This window comes from Ralstonia nicotianae (assembly GCF_018243235.1).
GTDB classification, from domain to species: domain Bacteria; phylum Pseudomonadota; class Gammaproteobacteria; order Burkholderiales; family Burkholderiaceae; genus Ralstonia; species Ralstonia nicotianae.
On the sequence record NZ_CP046674.1, the window covers coordinates 2,294,859 to 2,309,976 of the forward strand.

Below are 15,118 nucleotides of genomic sequence, written 5' to 3' on the forward strand. Positions count from 1 at the left end.
CGGTTGGGCTTGTCCTGATTGTCTGACGGCAAAGGATGTAACAGCGGATTCTATCAGTCTCGTCCGCCACGCTCGGCGGGAAGCGCACTTGCGGGCGGCACCTGCGACAGTTCGTCACGTTGCGCGGACGAGGTCTCCCGGCGGGTATCGAAACGCGGATCGAAATCGCCATCGCGCGACGGCGGGTGCTCGCGCAGGCGAATCGCCGTCTCGACCAGGGCCTCGCGCAGCAGCTCCAGCCCAGCCCCTTCGAGTGCCGAGACAAACACGCGGCGCACCGCACCGGCCTCGTCACGCTCGATGCGCGGTCCCTGCGAGCGCAGTTCCTCGGCCGCGTCGATCTTGTTCATCACCAGGATCTGCGGGATGTCGCTGGCATTGATCTCGGCCAGCACGCGGTCGACCTGCTCCATCTGCTCGTGCTTGACCGCGCTCGCGGCATCCACCACGTGCAGCAGCACGTCGGCGTGGACGGTCTCTTCCAGGGTGGCGCGGAAAGCCGCCACCAGTTGCGTCGGCAGATCGCGGATAAAGCCGACGGTGTCCGACAGCACCACGTTGCCCAGCCCTTCCAGATAGAGCCGGCGGGAGGTCGTGTCCAGCGTGGCAAACAACTGGTTGGCGGCGTAGGCCCGCGCCTTGGTCAGGGCATTGAACAGCGTCGACTTGCCGGCGTTGGTATAGCCGACCAGCGACACGGAAAACGCATCGTTGCGGCTGCGCGCGCGCCGTTGCGTATCGTGTTGGCGCTGCAGCCGGTCGAGCTCCGCCGACAGCCGCTTGGCGCGCTCGTCCAGCATCCGGCGGTCCAGTTCGAGCTGACGCTCGCCCGGGCCGCCGCGCATGCCGATCCCGCCCTTCTGCCGCTCCAGGTGGCTCCACGCACGCACCAGGCGCGAAGCCTGGTAGCGCACGCGCGCGAGCTCCACCTGCACCTTGCCGACGTGGCTCTGCGCGCGCTGACTGAAGATGTCGAGGATCAGGCCGGTCCGGTCCACCACATGGCGGCCGAAGAAGCGCTCCAGGTTGCGCTGCTGCGCCGGACTCAGCGCATGGTTGAAGATGACGATCTCGGCGTCGTCCTCGTCCGCCGCGATCTTCACTTCCTCGGCCTTGCCCGCGCCGATGAACAGCGCGGCGTCGGGCCGGGAGCGACGGCCCGTCACGGCGCGCACCGGCTCGGAGCCCGCGGTCGAGGCCAGCAGCGCCAGTTCGCTCAGACTTTCCTGGAAATCATGTTTGCCGAAATCGACAGCGACCAGGATGGCACGCGTCGGCTCCGTGCTGGAGGTGGGATGGGATGGCAAGCGGGAATTGGGGGAAACGGGGAAAACCGGGGGAGATGCACCCGCCGCGCGAACGGCGGCGGGCGGTCAGGCGACGACTCAGGCGTCGGAGGCCTCATCCACGCGGAAATTCACGGCACGCGCCGGCACCACAGTGGAAATCGCATGCTTGTACACCATCTGCGTGACGGTATTGCGCAGCAGAACGACATATTGGTCGAACGATTCGATATTGCCTTGCAGCTTGATACCGTTGACGAGATAGATCGACACCGGCACATGCTCCTTACGCAGCGCATTCAGAAACGGGTCTTGTAGCAATTGCCCTTTGTTGCTCATGGCACACTCCAGATTTATAGGTTTAGTGATGGGTTATGGGGGCCGGGGACCCCTGATTCAAGCAGGCGACGCAAAAAAAGTTCGTCAAAAGAGTCGGCCAGATGGTACCAAGCAAACATCAATGGCGCGCAGAGCGCCATGTTCCGAGAATTTAGCCGTAGAAATCAAGGAAAGCAAACGGAAAACTCCGGACGATGCAGCCCTGCCCGGCGTTCTGGTGATTCCTCCCGCGCTGCCTTTGCGCCTCCCCGCGCCACACGCTCCCACTGTCGAGCACTGCCGACGCAGCCCTCACTCGTTGGATTGGGCGTACGGGTTTTTGTTCGTACGAAATTCGATCCGCAGCGGCGTGCCTTTGAGCTGGAAAGCGTCGCGAAACCGACCTTCCAGAAAACGGCGATAGGTTTCCGGGATATTCGACAGCGCATTTCCGTGGATCACCACGATCGGCGGATTGGAACCGCCCTGGTGCGCATAGCGCAGCTTCGGTCGAGAGACGCCGGCGCGCCGCGGCTGCTGGAACTCGACCGCCTCCTGCAGCACGCGCGTGAGCTTGGGCGTCGGCAGCTTGACCATGGCAGCGGCGTAAGCGTCGTCCACCGATTTCATCAATGCGCCGATGCCGGTGCGCTGCTTGGCCGAAATGTAGTGCACGTTGGCGAACGACAGGAACTGCAGCTTGCGCTCCATGTCGTGCTTGATGCGGTCGCGCGCGTGGCCGTCCAGGCCGTCCCACTTGTTGACGCCGATCACCAGCGCCCGCCCCGACTCCACGATGAAGCCCGCGATGTGCGCGTCCTGGTCGGAAATGTCCTGCTGCGCATCGAGCAGCAGCACCACCACATTGGCATCCGCGATGGACTGCAGCGTCTTGACCACCGAGAACTTCTCGATCGCCTCGAACACCTTGCCGCGCTTGCGCAGGCCGGCCGTATCGATGAGGGTGTACGGCTTGCCGTTGCGCTCGAAGTCCACGTAGATGGCGTCGCGCGTGGTGCCGGGCATGTCGAACGCGATCACGCGCTCCTCGCCGATCAGCGCGTTCACCAGGGTCGACTTGCCCACATTCGGCCGGCCAACGATGGCGATGCGCGTGCCGTGGTCGTGACCCTCCGCTGCCTCGGCAAGCTCGGGACGCTCGGCGAACGCCAGATCGAGCGCCTCGTCCACGAGTTCGCGCACACCGTCGCCATGAGCGGAGGAGATGGCGCGCGGATCGCCCAGGCCCAGCTCATAGAAGTCGGTGGCCACGGCGGTGTACTTCATGCCTTCGGCCTTGTTGACGGCCAGCAGGATGCGGCGGCCGGTCTTGCGCAGGTAGTCCGCGATCACGCGGTCCTGGGGCGCCAGCCCCAGGCGTCCGTCGACGATGAAGATGACCACGTCGGCCTCGACCACGGCCTGGCGTGTCTGCTTGGCCATCTCGGCAACGATGCCTTCCTTGGCAACGGGCTCGAAGCCGCCGGTATCGATGGCGATGAACGGACGCTCGCCGACGCGGCCCTCGCCGTAGTGGCGGTCGCGCGTCAGGCCCGGCATGTCCGCGACGAGCGCGTCACGCGAGCGCGTCAGGCGGTTGAACAGGGTCGATTTGCCGACATTCGGCCGCCCCACGAGGGCGATGACTGGTTTCATGCGTATGCGCCGCGCGCGAAGGGCGCCGCGGTAGATTCGGGTTGATGCAGCTCAACGGGCACCGGCACGGTCCTCCGCACAGATGCAACGCGCCCGCGATGGTCGCGGGCGCCGGTATGGGACGGCGGCGCCGCCCCGGAAATGAATCGCCTGCCGGCGCTGCCTCTGCGGCGCGCGGCAAGCCGTCCTGCGCTTATTTCGGCACGTAGCCGTAGACGCCGCCACCGCGCGTCTGCACGACCAGCGTCTGGCCCACCACGACCGGCGCGGCGCTGATGGCGCTGCCATCGGTCTTCACGCGCGCGACGAACTTGCCGTCATCGCGCGACAGGAAATGCAGCCAGCCTTCGAAATCGCCGACGATCACGGCGCGGCCAAACGCCAGCGGCGCACCCAGCTCGCGCCACAGCAGCGCCTCGTTCTTCCACAGGTCGGCGCCGTTCTGCGCGTTGAAGCCGTAGACGATCGACTTGTCGTCCGCCGCGAACAGATTGCCGTCTTCCTGCGTCACGCCGGTCGGCGACGAGAAATCTCGGCCCCAGCGCGGAGCGCCGGTCGTGACGTCGAAGCACGCCACGCGGCCCTGGAAGCTGACGGCGCACACCTGCTGGCCGTCGATCGACGGGGTGCCGGTCACGTCGTTCAGGCGTTCGATCTCCGACACGCCGCGGGGATACGACACCGTGGCCTCCCACCGCAGCGCGCCGTTGTTGAGCGCAACCGCGCCCAGCTTGCCGCCGGCAAAGCCCAGCACGACGTTGTCGCCGGCGAAGACCATCGGCAGGCTGCTGCGCAGGTTCAGTGCGGACGGCGAACGCTGGTAGATCCACTTGCGGTCGCCGCTGGCACCATCCAGCCCCAGGATGCGGCCATCAGTGGTGCGCACCACCACCAGGCCCTGACCGACCAGCGGCGCGGTCAGCACTTCACCGTTGATCGAGGCCTTCCACTTCTGCGCCCCCTTGTCGTCGAAGGCAATGACGGCGCCCTTCTCGCCGGCCACGGCCGTCAGGGTGCCATCGCTGCCCGGGCCCGAAGTCAGGTCGACACCGGCCTTGCCCTGCCAGACGGTGCGGCCGGTCGCGCCTTCCAGCGCGGTGACCGTGCCGCCGGCCGCCGAGACGTAGACGTTGCTGCCGGCCACGGCCGGCTGCATCACGTAGCGGCCGCTCTTGCCGACGCCCACGCTCCACGCCTGGCGCACGGCCAGCACCTGCTGGACAGCCTGCAGCTTGGCGGGCTCGTGCTTGTTCTTGCTGCTGAACAGCGAGCAGCCGCCCAGCACGGCGGCCGCGGCCAGCACCAACATCGTCACCCGCGCCGCACGCGCGACGCCACCCTGCTCAAGTGCGTGAATCATGAAATCGGAATCCTTTGTTATGCGTTGAATCGCGCAGGCCGGATGATGCGCGGGCCGATCAGGCGCCGCCCAGCGCATCCAGCTTGAATTGCACAATCTGGCGTGCCGACGCGTCGGCCTGGCCGAACTTCTCCAGCGCCAGCTTGTAGGCCGTACGGGCCTCGTCCTTCTTGTTCTGCGCGGCCAGCAGGTCGCCCCGGCGGTCGGCATACAGCGCGGCGAAGGCCGGCGCGACATCGCCCGAGACGAGCGCGAGCCCCTGGTCGTAGGCCTTCTCGTCGAGCAGCAGGCCGGCCAGGCGCAGCTTGGCGACCGCCTTGTACTCATCGTCGCCGGCGTGGTCGATGGTCCATTGCAGCTGCGCCTTGGCGCCCGCCGCGTCGTTGGCCTCGTACAGCGCCTTGGCGGCCGACAGCGCGCCCATCTGCGCGTAGGCGGTGCGGCCGAACTTGTCTTCCATGTCGGCGGCCGCGCGCTTGATCTTCTCGGCGTCCTTGGCGTCGACCGCCTTCTGCACCTGCTCGTACAGCACCGAGGCTTCGCCCGCCTGCTTGCGTTGCCAGTTCTTCCAGCCGAACCAGCCCGCCAGGGCCAGCAGCACCACGATGACGATCCACGTCACCACGTTGCCGTTGTCGCGCCACCAGTGCTTGAGGCTCTCCAGTTGTTCCTGTTCTTCGAGATCGTAGGCCATGCTTTGCAGAGCTTAGTGTTTGGGGTTCAGTCGCTATTTGCCACCATGGCATCAATCAGGCGATCGACCAGTTGGTCGGACGGCACGGTCTGCTGGGCGTCCGCATTCGGATCGCCGCGCAGGGGCTTGATCTGCACCACGCCGGAGGCGACTTCGTCGTCGCCAATGATAACCGCATAGGCTGCGCCACTTGCGTCAGCGCGCTTGAACTGCGATTTGAAGCTGCCGTTGCGCCCTTCGGCCGAGGCGTGGAGGATCACGTCCAGCCCCGCGTCGCGCAGGCGCTCGGCCGCCACCAGCGCCTGCACCTGTGCCTCATCACCCTGGTGGACGATGTAGACGTCGCTGCCCTGCTGCTCCGGTGCCAGATTCTCTTCGCGCAGCAGTTCGATGATGCGCTCCACGCCCATCGCCCAACCGCAAGCCGGCGCCGGCTTGCCGCCGATCTGTTCGATCAGCGGGTCATAGCGGCCGCCGCCGGCCACCGTGCCCTGCGCGCCGAGCTTGTCGGTCGTCCATTCGAACACGGTCAGGTTGTAGTAATCCAGGCCACGCACCAGACGCGGGTTGATGGTGAACGGAATGTTGTTGGCCTTGAGCAGCTTCTGCACGCCCTCGAAGTGCGCGCACGACTCTTCACCCAGGTAGTCGATCAGCTTGGGCGCGCCGACAGCCATCTCCTGCAGGGCCGGGTTCTTGGTGTCGAGCACACGCAGCGGATTGGTGTACAGGCGCCGCTTGCTGTCTTCGTCCAGGATGTCCTGGAAGCCTTCCAGATACTTGATCAGATCGGCGCGGTGCGCTGCACGCTCCTCCGCCTGGCCGAGCGAGTTCAGCTCCAGCGTCAGACCGACCAAGCCGAGGTCATCCCACAGGCGCTGGCACATCAGGATGACTTCCGCATCGATGTCCGGGCCGGCAAAGCCCAGCGCTTCCACGCCCACCTGGTGGAACTGGCGATAACGGCCGCGCTGCGGTTTCTCGTGGCGGAACATCGGGCCGGTGTACCACAGACGCTTCGGGCCGTCGTACAGCAGGTTGTGCTCGATCACGGCGCGCACGGCGGCCGCAGTGCCTTCCGGACGCATCGTCAGCTGCTCGCCGTTCAGGGCGTCGGTGAAGGAGTACATCTCCTTCTCGACGATGTCCGTCACCTCGCCGATGCCGCGCACGAACAGCTGCGTCTGCTCGACGATCGGCGTGCGGATCTGCTGGTAGCCGTAGGCACGCAGCATGCTGCGCACGGCATTGTCGAAATGCTCCCACAGCGGGGCATCGCCGGGCAGCAGGTCATTCATGCCCTTGACGCCCGCGATCTTCTGCACGCGTTGTTTTTGTGTATCGCTCATGATGTCACGTTAAAAGCCGGCCCGTTGTCTTCCTGGCCCGCCTGTCGCCCCGCGGTGCGGGGCCTTATTCCGCCGCCGTTGCTTCCGCCTGCGACGCACCGTAGTGCGTGCGCACGTATTCGTCGACGATGACCTGGAAGTCTTCGGCGATGCGTTCGCCGCGCAGCGTCTTCACCTTGACGCCATCGACGAACACCGGCGCCGCCGGCGATTCGCCCGTGCCCGGCAGCGAGATGCCGATATTGGCATGCTTGCTCTCGCCCGGGCCATTGACGATGCAGCCCATCACCGCGACGTTCATGTCTTCGACGCCGGGGTACTGCGTCTTCCACACCGGCATCTGCTCGCGCAGATACGACTGGATGCGCGCCGCCAGCTCCTGGAACACCGTGCTGGTGGTGCGGCCGCAGCCAGGGCACGCGATGACCATCGGCGTGAAATTGCGCAGCCCCATGGTCTGCAGGATCTCCTGCGCGACGATGACTTCCTTCTCGCGCGGCGCGCCCGGCTCCGGCGTCAGCGAAATGCGGATGGTGTCGCCGATGCCTTCCTGCAGCAGCACCGACAGCGCGGCCGTCGAGGCCACGATCCCCTTGCTGCCCATGCCCGCCTCGGTCAGGCCCAGGTGCAATGCGTAGTCACAGCGGCGCGCCAGCTCGCGGTAGACCGCGATCAGGTCCTGCACCGCCGACACCTTGCACGACAGGATGATCTGGCTGCCGGGCAGGCCGATCTCCTCGGCCTTGCGCGCCGACTCGATGGCGGACGTGATCAGCGCTTCGATCATCACGGCACGCGCGTCCCACGGCGCGGCGCGCTGCGCGTTCTCGTCCATGATGCGCGCGAGCAGGTCCTGGTCCAGGCTGCCCCAGTTGACGCCGATGCGCACCGGCTTGCCGTAGCGGCAGGCCGTCTCGATCATCTGGGCGAACTGCGTGTCGCGCTTGGCGCCCTGCCCCACGTTGCCCGGGTTGATGCGGTACTTCGACAGCGCCTCGGCGCACGCCGGATGGTCCTGCAGCAGCTTGTGGCCGTTGTAGTGGAAATCGCCGACCAGCGGCACATCGATGCCCATGCGGTCGAGCTGCTCGCGGATGGCTGGGACGGCTGCGGCGGCTTCCGGCGTATTCACGGTGATGCGCACCAGCTCGGAACCGGTGCGCGCGAGTTCCTTCACCTGGATGGCGGTGCCGATAGCATCCGCCGTGTCGGTGTTGGTCATCGACTGCACGCAGACCGGCGCGTCGCCGCCCACGCGGACCAGGCGCTCGCCCCAGCGGATCTCGGCCGCGCGCGAGTGCCGGCGCGGAAGCGGGCCGGGCAAGGCGGGAGCGCAATCGACGGGCGTAGTCATCTGCATGATCTGGCAAGGCGCCGCGCCGACAGTGCGCGGGCGCCGTTCAACAAAAACGGTTCAGGGCAGCGTGGCGCGCGCCACGCGATTGCGAGCGTACTTCCGGATCTCGACCGGTGCGCCGGACACGGTCAGCGACTCGACCGCTTCGGCATTGCCGAAGACGACCTTGAACGGCGGCGTGCCGTTCACGTCCCGCGCATCGCCGTCCCTCGCCAGGCCGCTGACCAGCGTTTTGCCCGACTTATCCTTGATCTCGTACCACGAAGCGCCCGAGAAGCGCACCGACAGCGCGCTGCCGGCGGCATTGCCGACGGCTGGCTTGCTGGCCACCTCGGCGGCAGGCACGGCAGGAACCGACGACGCATCGACGCTGACGACGGCCGGCCTAGTGGCATCCACTGCGGTGGCAGGTGCCGCCATGGCGCCCGCATCGGAACGCGGCAACGTCGGCGGCGGCGCCAGCGGCGCTGTCACGGTGCCGGAAGCCGGCTCGGTGGGCGTGGCAGGCGTCAGCGGCGTCGGCATCGACGCGGCAGGCGCTTCCGCCGGGCCCGACGTGGCGGCCGGTGCCGACGAGGCTTCCGCGCCAGCGGGCGCCGGTTCGGTCGCGGCGGGTGCCTTTGCGGCCGGCTCGGCAGGTGCTTGCGTGGTTTCCGGCGCGTGGGAAGCCAGCCATTGCTTGAGCCGGTCCATACCCGCCAGCGCCCCGCCGATCACCACCACGGCCACCAGCAAGCCGATCAGCCAGCGGCTGCCGGTGCGGCGCGCGGCAAAGCTCGGCTTGTCGGAAAACGTCTTCCCAAGGCCGCCCTCCGGGCGCAAGCCGATGTTGGCGACCTGCACGCGCACGTTGAGGCGCGCGAGCTGGTCGTCGACATCGACCTGCAATACGCGTGCGTACGTGCGGATCAGGCCCTTGGCAAACGTCATGTCTGGCAACGCGCTGACGTCGCCGGACTCCACCGCCAGCAGCTTGGCCGGCGCCACTTTCAGGCGTGTCGCAAGATCCTCGATCGTCAGGCGCTGGCTTTCGCGGCCAGCACGCAGGCGCCCGGCGATCTGGCGCAACGCATCATCACGGTCGTGCGACACCGCGGAAGGCTCGGCAGGCGAGCCCCCTGGCGCAAGATCGCCGGTGTTCGCCGCATCGCGGTCAGTCATCCCACGCTCCTCTCTCGAAAGCCGCCTCTTCGGGCGCATTGGGGAAACGGCGCTGCAGCTGCGCGCTCCACGCATTCTGCTGCGAAACATCGCCCAGGCGGCGCGCGATGCGAGCGCCCAGCCACAGGCTCTCGGCCGTCGGATTGCCGCGGCCGTTGACGCGTTCGATGAACGACATGGCGCGCGCGTAGTCGCGGCGCTTGTAGTGGAGCTGCGCCAGCGTCAGATTGGTCAGCGGATTGTTCGCATCGATATAGGTCGCGCGCGTCAGGCTCTTCTCGGCGCCATCCAAATCGCCCTGGCGCATCTGGCAGACGCCGAGGTTGGTCCACGGCTTGGAGGGACTGCCGACGGCGGGCACCTCGATGGCCTGGCGCAGCATCGCCATACCCTGATCGGGCTTGCCGCCCTGCGCGCACAGGAACCAGCCGTAGTTGTTCAGCAGGTCGCCATCGTTCGGTTGCATGGACAGGGCGCGCCGGAAACTGTCGTCGGCCAGTTCGTGCTGCCCAAGGCTCATATAGGCCAGCGCGCGGATATGGTAGGCCCCCGGCACGGACGGGTCGATCGCAATGGCGTTCTTGACCTCGTCGAGCGCCGTGGCGGCCTGCCCGGCCTCCAGGTATTGCGTCGCCAACTGCAGCCGGATCGCGGCGCGCCGGCTGATATCGGTCTGATCGGAGAGCGTCTTGACGTCCTGCGTCTGGGCCGGTGGCGGCGGCAGTGCGCACCCGGCGGCGGCCAGTGTGAAAACCAGACTGACAGCAGTCGACCAACGCTTCATGCGGAACCCATGCGGTGAGTGGAATCGGCCCCGATCACCTGGATCGGAACAGTCTTGCCGAATTTACCGCGCTCGGCCAGGCGCGTACGATCCTTGACCTCGCCGGCCAACTGGCCGCAGGCCGCGTCGATATCGTCACCGCGCGTCTTGCGGATCGTGGTGACGATGCCCGCGTCCAGCAGCACCTGCGAGAACCGGCGAATCTGCTCGTTGTTCGAGCGCTTCAGGCCCGATTCGGGGAACGGGTTGAACGGGATCAGGTTGAACTTGCACGGCACGTCGGCAACGACGCGCAGCAGTTCGCGCGCATGCTCGACGGAATCATTGACGCCGTCCAGCATGCAGTATTCGAAGGTGATGAAGTCTCGCGGCGCGAATTCGAGATAGCGGCGGCAGGCCGCCATCAGTTCGGCCAGCGGATACTTCTTGTTGAGTGGCACCAGCACATCGCGCAGCGCATCGTTGGAGGCATGCAGCGAAACCGCCAGCGCCACCGGCAAATCGTGCGACAGCCGGTCCATCATCGGCACCACGCCGGAAGTGGACAGCGTCACGCGCCGGCGCGACAGGCCATAGGCATTGTCATCCAGCATCAGGCGCATGGCCGGCACCACGGCATCATAGTTGAGCAGCGGCTCGCCCATGCCCATCATCACGACGTTTGTGATGACGCGGTCATCCTTGGGGCCGCGGCCGAGCTGCTTGCGCATGGCGAACTCGGCCATCCACAGCTGGCCGACGATCTCGCCTGTGCTGAGGTTGCGCGAGAACCCCTGCTTGCCGGTCGAACAGAACCGGCAGTTGACGGCGCACCCCGCCTGCGAAGACACGCACAGCGTGCCGCGCGTCTCCTCGGGGATGTACACCGTCTCGACGGCATTGCCGGCACCCACGTCGACCAGCCACTTGCGCGTGCCGTCCGACGACAGGTGGTCGGAGATGACCGCCGGCGCCTGGATGGTGGCGCGGGTCGCAAGCTTCTCGCGCAGGGACTTGGCGAGATCGGTCATCTCGCCAAAATCGGCGGCGCCCGACTGGTGAATCCAGCGCTGCAGCTGCTTGGCGCGGAACGACTTCTCGCCCAGGCTCTCGCAATATGCGAGCAGGCCCTGTGCGTCGAAATCGAGAAGATTCACCATATCGTTCATGACTTGCTGCCCGAAACCGCCAATGCCAGTCTAGTGCTGACGCTTAGCGGCTGTAAATGTTCAGGCCGGGGAAGAAGAAAGCGACTTCCACGGCAGCCGTTTCGGCTGCGTCCGAACCGTGCACGGCGTTGGCATCGATGCTGTCGGCGAAATCGGCGCGGATCGTGCCCTTCTCTGCCTTCTTCGGATCGGTTGCACCCATCAGGTCACGGTTCTTGACGATGGCGCTTTCGCCTTCCAGTGCCTGCACCATCACGGGGCCGGAGATCATGAAGTCGACCAGGTCCTTGAAGAACGGGCGCTCCTTGTGGACGGCGTAGAACTGCTCGGCTTCAGCGCGCGACAGGTGGATCATCTTGGCTGCCACGACCTTCAGGCCGGCGCCTTCGAAGCGCGCATAGATCTGGCCGATGACATTCTTGGCCACGGCATCCGGTTTGATAATCGACAGAGTGCGTTCGATCGCCATTAAAAACTCCAAAAAATGAAGGTGTTACGTCAAAGATAAACGTTGGATTCTAGCACGTACGCCGCCGGGATTGGATGGCACCGGTTCAACCGGCGCACGGGCCTCGCCCGCTGTCGCGCACGGCCTCGAGATCACATTGCCGGGCGATGACGGCACCGGTCGCCGAGCACGCTTAAGATTCCCTTACCGAGGGCACCTGAAGTCACCCCGACACGTCACTTTGGCGCCTGATCCGCACACGGACGCCGGAACCGCGTGGCATCCTGCGTGCTCAAACCAGCGATGATGCGGCTTGCAAAACCGCACTCCGGATGCCACATTCTGGCCGATCCGCATTGTCTGCAATGTCACCCACCCAAGGAGTTCGCATGGACAACCAACTCAACACGTACGGTTTTGGCGCTTCCGGCACCGCCGGCGCGTTGGCCGTCCGCAACCGCGTGCTGCGCAATACCTATTCGCTGCTCGCGCTTTCGATGATCCCCACCATCCTGGGTGCATGGATCGGTGTCGCCACGGGCTTCAACCTGATGGCCGGCCGGCCGCTGATGGGCTTCCTGATCTTCATGGGGGTGGCCTTCGGCTTCTTCTACGCCATCGAACGCTTCAAGAACAGCGGCATGGGCGTTGCCTTGCTGCTCGGCTTCACGTTCTTCATGGGGCTCATGCTGTCGCGGCTGATCGGCATGATCCTCGGCTTCTCGAACGGCGCAGCACTGATCATGACGGCGTTCGGCGGCACGGCAACCATCTTTGCTGTGATGGCCACCGTGGCCACCGTCAGCAAGCGCGATTTCTCCGGCCTGGGCAAGTGGCTGTTCATGGGCGTGCTGGTGCTGATCGTCGGCTCCGTGGCCAACATCTGGCTGCAGCTGCCGTCGATGATGCTGACGATCTCGGTACTGGCCATCGCCATCTTCTCGGCCTACATCCTGTACGACGTGCAGCGCATCGTGAACGGCGGCGAGACCAACTACGTGACGGCCACGCTGGCGATCTACCTGGACGTCTACAACGTCTTCACGAACCTGCTGGCGATCCTGGGCATCTTTGGCGGCAACCGCAACTGATGCCGCGCCTGCGCCGGATCCGGCGCAGCAGACGAAAAAAAACCGGCGCCCGATGATGCGCCGGTTTTTCTTTGCCGGAACGCGCCTCAGGCGCGCTCGAACACCGCGATCGATTCGACGTGCGACGTGTGCGGGAACATGTTCACCACCCCGGCCCCCGCCAGGCGGTAACCGGCTTCGTGCACCAGCAGGCCCGCATCACGCGCCAGGGTGGCCGGATTGCACGACACATAGACGATGCGGCCGGGCAGCAGCGCCGCCGCCTCGCCGCCGCGCTGCGACAGCTCGGCCACCGCCTTGGACACCGCCAGCGCCCCCTCGCGCGGCGGATCGACCAGCCAGCGATCGAACCGGCCCAGCGCCGCGATGTCATCCGCGCTCACCTCGAACAGATTGCGGCAGGCAAACGTGGTCTTCCCATCGAGCCCGTTGTGCTGCGCATTGGCCAGCGCACGGGTCGTCAGCGCTTCGCTGCCTTCGATGCCCATCACTTCGCACCCGCGCGTCGCCATCGGCAGGGTGAAGTTGCCGATGCCGCAGAACAGGTCGAGCAGACGGTCGCCCGGCCGGGCATCCAGCAGCTTGAGTGCGCGCGACATCAGCACGCGGTTGATCTGGTGGTTGACCTGCGTGAAATCGGTCGGCTTGAAGGGCATGGTGATGCCGAATTCGGGCAGCGTGTAGGTCAGCGCACGATCCAGCGGATAGAACGGATAGACCGTGTCCGGCCCTTTCGGCTGCAGCCAGAACTGCACGGCGTGCCGGTCGGCGAACGCGCGCAGCTCCGCCTCGTCGGCCGACGTGAGCGGCTCGAGGATACGCAGCACCAGCGCGGTCACATCCTGGCCGACCGCCACCTCGATCTGCGGCATGCGCTGGACGATGCTCAGGCGGCCGACCAGTTCGCGCAACGGCACCAGCAATGCGGACACGTGCGGCGGGAGCACCTCGCACGAAGTCATATCGGCCACGTAGCTGCTCTTGCGCTCGTGGAAGCCCACCAGCACTCCGCCCTTGGCCGCCACATGGCGCACGGTCAGCCGCGCGCGATAGCGATACCCCCAGTCCGGCCCGGCGATGGGGCGGAACACCACATCGGGACGGAGCTTGGCCAGGTGCCACAGGTCGTCTTCCAGCACGCGCTGCTTGATGGCGATTTGCGCACGCGAATCCAGATGCTGCATCGAGCAGCCGCCGCAGGTGCCGAAGAACCTGCACTGCGGCGTCACGCGCGAGGCCGACTGGCGCAGAATATCGACCAGGGTGGCCTGCTCATAGGACGGCTTGGCCCGATGGCTGCGGTAAGTCACCCGCTCACCCGGCAATGCGCCTTCCACGAACACCACTTTGCCGGGCGTACCATCCTCGTTGGACAGACGGCCCACGCCGCGCGCTTCGTTATCGAGCGACACAATCTCCAGCGGCCCCGCCACGGGCATCTCGGGTTTCCTGCGTGATGCGCGCGAGGGCTTGGCCGACGCGGGAGATGCCGAAACCGGCGACGAGGGCAAAGCAGGAGGTGCGGCTTGAGACACGGGCGAGCCTGGGCGAATTGGGGACAAGGGCGGCATTGTAAGACACCGGAGGACAGGCATGGGCACCATCATCCTGACATGGAACATCCAGTGGGGCCGCGGCGCGGACGGCCGGGTCGACCTGTCGCGCATGCTGGCCGAAGCGCGCGCCATGGGGCCGTTCGACGTGCTGTGCCTGCAGGAGGTCACGTCGGGCTTCGGCCATCTGCCCGGCCAACCGGGCGAGGACCAGTGGCAGGAACTGGCCGGAGCGCTCGGACAGGCATTCACCCTGATCGACGGCATCGCACTGGAGCGCCACGAGGGCGCACAGATCCGGCGCTTCGGCAATGCCATCGCCACGCGGCTGCCGGTGCTGCACGTCGCGCGGCATGCCCTGCCCTGTCCGGCCGATGCCGGCCCGACCATGCCGCGCATGGCCATCGAGGCGATCGTGCAGGCGCCATTCGGGCCGCTGCGCGTGGTCAGCACGCACCTGGAGTATTACTCGGAAACGCAGCGCATCGCGCAGATCGACGCCCTGCGCGCGCTTCATGTGGAGGGCTGCATGCGCGCGGCCCATCCACCCACGCTGGGGCCGGAACCCACCGATGGCCCGTTTCGTCCGCTCGCGCAGACACGCGCCACCGTCATCTGCGGCGATTTCAACTGCAAGCCGGATTCCAAGCCCAAGCGGCTCGCCACCGTACCGTTCTCACATGAGGCAGCAGCCCTGTACGACGCCTGGGAAACCGCACACGGCCCAGCACCGCAACCGCCGACATTCGGCGTGCATGACCGGACCGGGTGGACGGAGCCGGCCTACGCCTGCGATTTCATGCTGGTCAGCGAACCGCTGAAGATGCGCGTGGCCCGCGTGGAAGTCAACAGCGCGACGCAGGCATCCGACCACCAGCCAATGCTGGTGGAGCTGCGCGACGCGGAATAGACA

14 protein-coding genes are annotated in these 15,118 nt (G+C 66.3%); 2 read left to right on the top strand and 12 right to left on the bottom strand.

Annotated features, from left to right (window positions below; all coding sequences use genetic code 11):
- Window positions 1-53 precede the first annotated feature (53 nt).
- From hflX to ndk, 11 genes are all read right to left on the bottom strand, one after another.
- A complete protein-coding gene (hflX, locus tag GO999_RS10325) occupies window positions 54-1,307 on the bottom strand; it encodes a GTPase HflX (RefSeq protein ID WP_019718033.1) in 1,254 nt (417 codons plus the stop codon).
- A gap of 78 nt (window positions 1,308-1,385) precedes the next feature.
- A complete protein-coding gene (gene hfq, locus GO999_RS10330; protein ID WP_003263868.1) occupies window positions 1,386-1,625 on the bottom strand; it encodes an RNA chaperone Hfq in 240 nt (79 codons plus the stop codon).
- Window positions 1,626-1,916: 291 nt separating this feature from the next.
- On the bottom strand, window positions 1,917-3,260 hold the full coding sequence (der, locus tag GO999_RS10335; protein WP_011001169.1) for a ribosome biogenesis GTPase Der: 1,344 nt from the start codon (window positions 3,258-3,260) through the stop codon (window positions 1,917-1,919).
- A gap of 193 nt (window positions 3,261-3,453) precedes the next feature.
- Entirely contained in the window at window positions 3,454-4,620 is a 1,167-nt protein-coding gene (gene bamB, locus GO999_RS10340; protein WP_011001168.1) for an outer membrane protein assembly factor BamB, read from the bottom strand.
- Between the two features lie 58 nt (window positions 4,621-4,678).
- A complete protein-coding gene (locus GO999_RS10345; RefSeq protein WP_011001167.1) occupies window positions 4,679-5,314 on the bottom strand; it encodes a YfgM family protein in 636 nt (211 codons plus the stop codon).
- 26 nt (window positions 5,315-5,340) lie between these two features.
- Entirely contained in the window at window positions 5,341-6,663 is a 1,323-nt protein-coding gene (gene hisS / locus GO999_RS10350) for a histidine--tRNA ligase (RefSeq protein ID WP_211906203.1), read from the bottom strand.
- 64 nt (window positions 6,664-6,727) lie between these two features.
- Window positions 6,728-8,023 (bottom strand): flavodoxin-dependent (E)-4-hydroxy-3-methylbut-2-enyl-diphosphate synthase, encoded by a 1,296-nt coding sequence (ispG, locus tag GO999_RS10355; protein ID WP_016725836.1) that lies wholly within the window; start codon window positions 8,021-8,023, stop codon window positions 6,728-6,730.
- Window positions 8,024-8,077: 54 nt separating this feature from the next.
- Window positions 8,078-9,181: a helix-turn-helix domain-containing protein gene (locus tag GO999_RS10360; RefSeq protein ID WP_023470412.1), complete on the bottom strand. Its 1,104-nt coding sequence runs from the start codon at window positions 9,179-9,181 to the stop codon at window positions 8,078-8,080.
- Complete coding sequence (gene pilW, locus GO999_RS10365) at window positions 9,174-9,965, bottom strand: type IV pilus biogenesis/stability protein PilW (RefSeq protein WP_016722147.1); 792 nt, start codon at window positions 9,963-9,965, stop codon at window positions 9,174-9,176. The genes GO999_RS10360 and pilW overlap by 8 nt, the downstream gene beginning before the upstream one ends.
- Window positions 9,962-11,113 carry a dual-specificity RNA methyltransferase RlmN gene (gene rlmN, locus GO999_RS10370; protein ID WP_016722148.1) on the bottom strand — a complete coding sequence of 384 codons (1,152 nt, stop codon included), beginning with the start codon at window positions 11,111-11,113 and terminating at the stop codon, window positions 9,962-9,964. Before rlmN ends, pilW begins: the two co-directional genes overlap by 4 nt.
- A gap of 43 nt (window positions 11,114-11,156) precedes the next feature.
- Window positions 11,157-11,582, bottom strand: a complete 426-nt coding sequence (gene ndk / locus GO999_RS10375; RefSeq protein ID WP_011001161.1) for a nucleoside-diphosphate kinase — start codon at window positions 11,580-11,582, stop codon at window positions 11,157-11,159.
- A 368-nt stretch (window positions 11,583-11,950) separates the two neighbouring features.
- Between ndk and GO999_RS10380 the strand changes: the two genes are divergently transcribed.
- Window positions 11,951-12,652 (top strand): Bax inhibitor-1/YccA family protein, encoded by a 702-nt coding sequence (locus GO999_RS10380; protein WP_211906204.1) that lies wholly within the window; start codon window positions 11,951-11,953, stop codon window positions 12,650-12,652.
- An 86-nt stretch (window positions 12,653-12,738) separates the two neighbouring features.
- Here GO999_RS10380 and rlmD read toward each other — a convergent pair whose 3' ends face one another.
- Window positions 12,739-14,091, bottom strand: coding sequence for a 23S rRNA (uracil(1939)-C(5))-methyltransferase RlmD (rlmD, locus tag GO999_RS10385; RefSeq protein WP_011001159.1), 1,353 nt, complete (start codon window positions 14,089-14,091; stop codon window positions 12,739-12,741).
- A 154-nt stretch (window positions 14,092-14,245) separates the two neighbouring features.
- Here rlmD and GO999_RS10390 point away from each other — a divergent pair, with 154 nt between their 5' ends.
- Entirely contained in the window at window positions 14,246-15,115 is an 870-nt protein-coding gene (locus tag GO999_RS10390; protein ID WP_211906205.1) for an endonuclease/exonuclease/phosphatase family protein, read from the top strand.
- The last annotated feature ends 3 nt before the right edge of the window (window positions 15,116-15,118 follow it).

Bases quoted from the DNA above. Each gene is read 5' to 3' on its own strand.
- GO999_RS10360 (WP_023470412.1), bottom strand. From the start codon at position 9,181: ATGACTGACCGCGATGCGGCGAACACCGGCGATCTTGCGCCAGGGGGC.
- hfq (WP_003263868.1), bottom strand. From the start codon at position 1,625: ATGAGCAACAAAGGGCAATTGCTACAAGACCCGTTTCTGAATGCGCTG.
- pilW (WP_016722147.1), bottom strand. From the start codon at position 9,965: ATGAAGCGTTGGTCGACTGCTGTCAGTCTGGTTTTCACACTGGCCGCC.
- rlmD (WP_011001159.1), bottom strand. From the start codon at position 14,091: ATGCCCGTGGCGGGGCCGCTGGAGATTGTGTCGCTCGATAACGAAGCG.
- GO999_RS10390 (WP_211906205.1), top strand. From the start codon at position 14,246: ATGGGCACCATCATCCTGACATGGAACATCCAGTGGGGCCGCGGCGCG.
- GO999_RS10345 (WP_011001167.1), bottom strand. From the start codon at position 5,314: ATGGCCTACGATCTCGAAGAACAGGAACAACTGGAGAGCCTCAAGCAC.
- hisS (WP_211906203.1), bottom strand. From the start codon at position 6,663: ATGAGCGATACACAAAAACAACGCGTGCAGAAGATCGCGGGCGTCAAG.
- der (WP_011001169.1), bottom strand. From the start codon at position 3,260: ATGAAACCAGTCATCGCCCTCGTGGGGCGGCCGAATGTCGGCAAATCG.
- bamB (WP_011001168.1), bottom strand. From the start codon at position 4,620: ATGATTCACGCACTTGAGCAGGGTGGCGTCGCGCGTGCGGCGCGGGTG.
- rlmN (WP_016722148.1), bottom strand. From the start codon at position 11,113: ATGAACGATATGGTGAATCTTCTCGATTTCGACGCACAGGGCCTGCTC.
- ispG (WP_016725836.1), bottom strand. From the start codon at position 8,023: ATGCAGATGACTACGCCCGTCGATTGCGCTCCCGCCTTGCCCGGCCCG.
- ndk (WP_011001161.1), bottom strand. From the start codon at position 11,582: ATGGCGATCGAACGCACTCTGTCGATTATCAAACCGGATGCCGTGGCC.
- GO999_RS10380 (WP_211906204.1), top strand. From the start codon at position 11,951: ATGGACAACCAACTCAACACGTACGGTTTTGGCGCTTCCGGCACCGCC.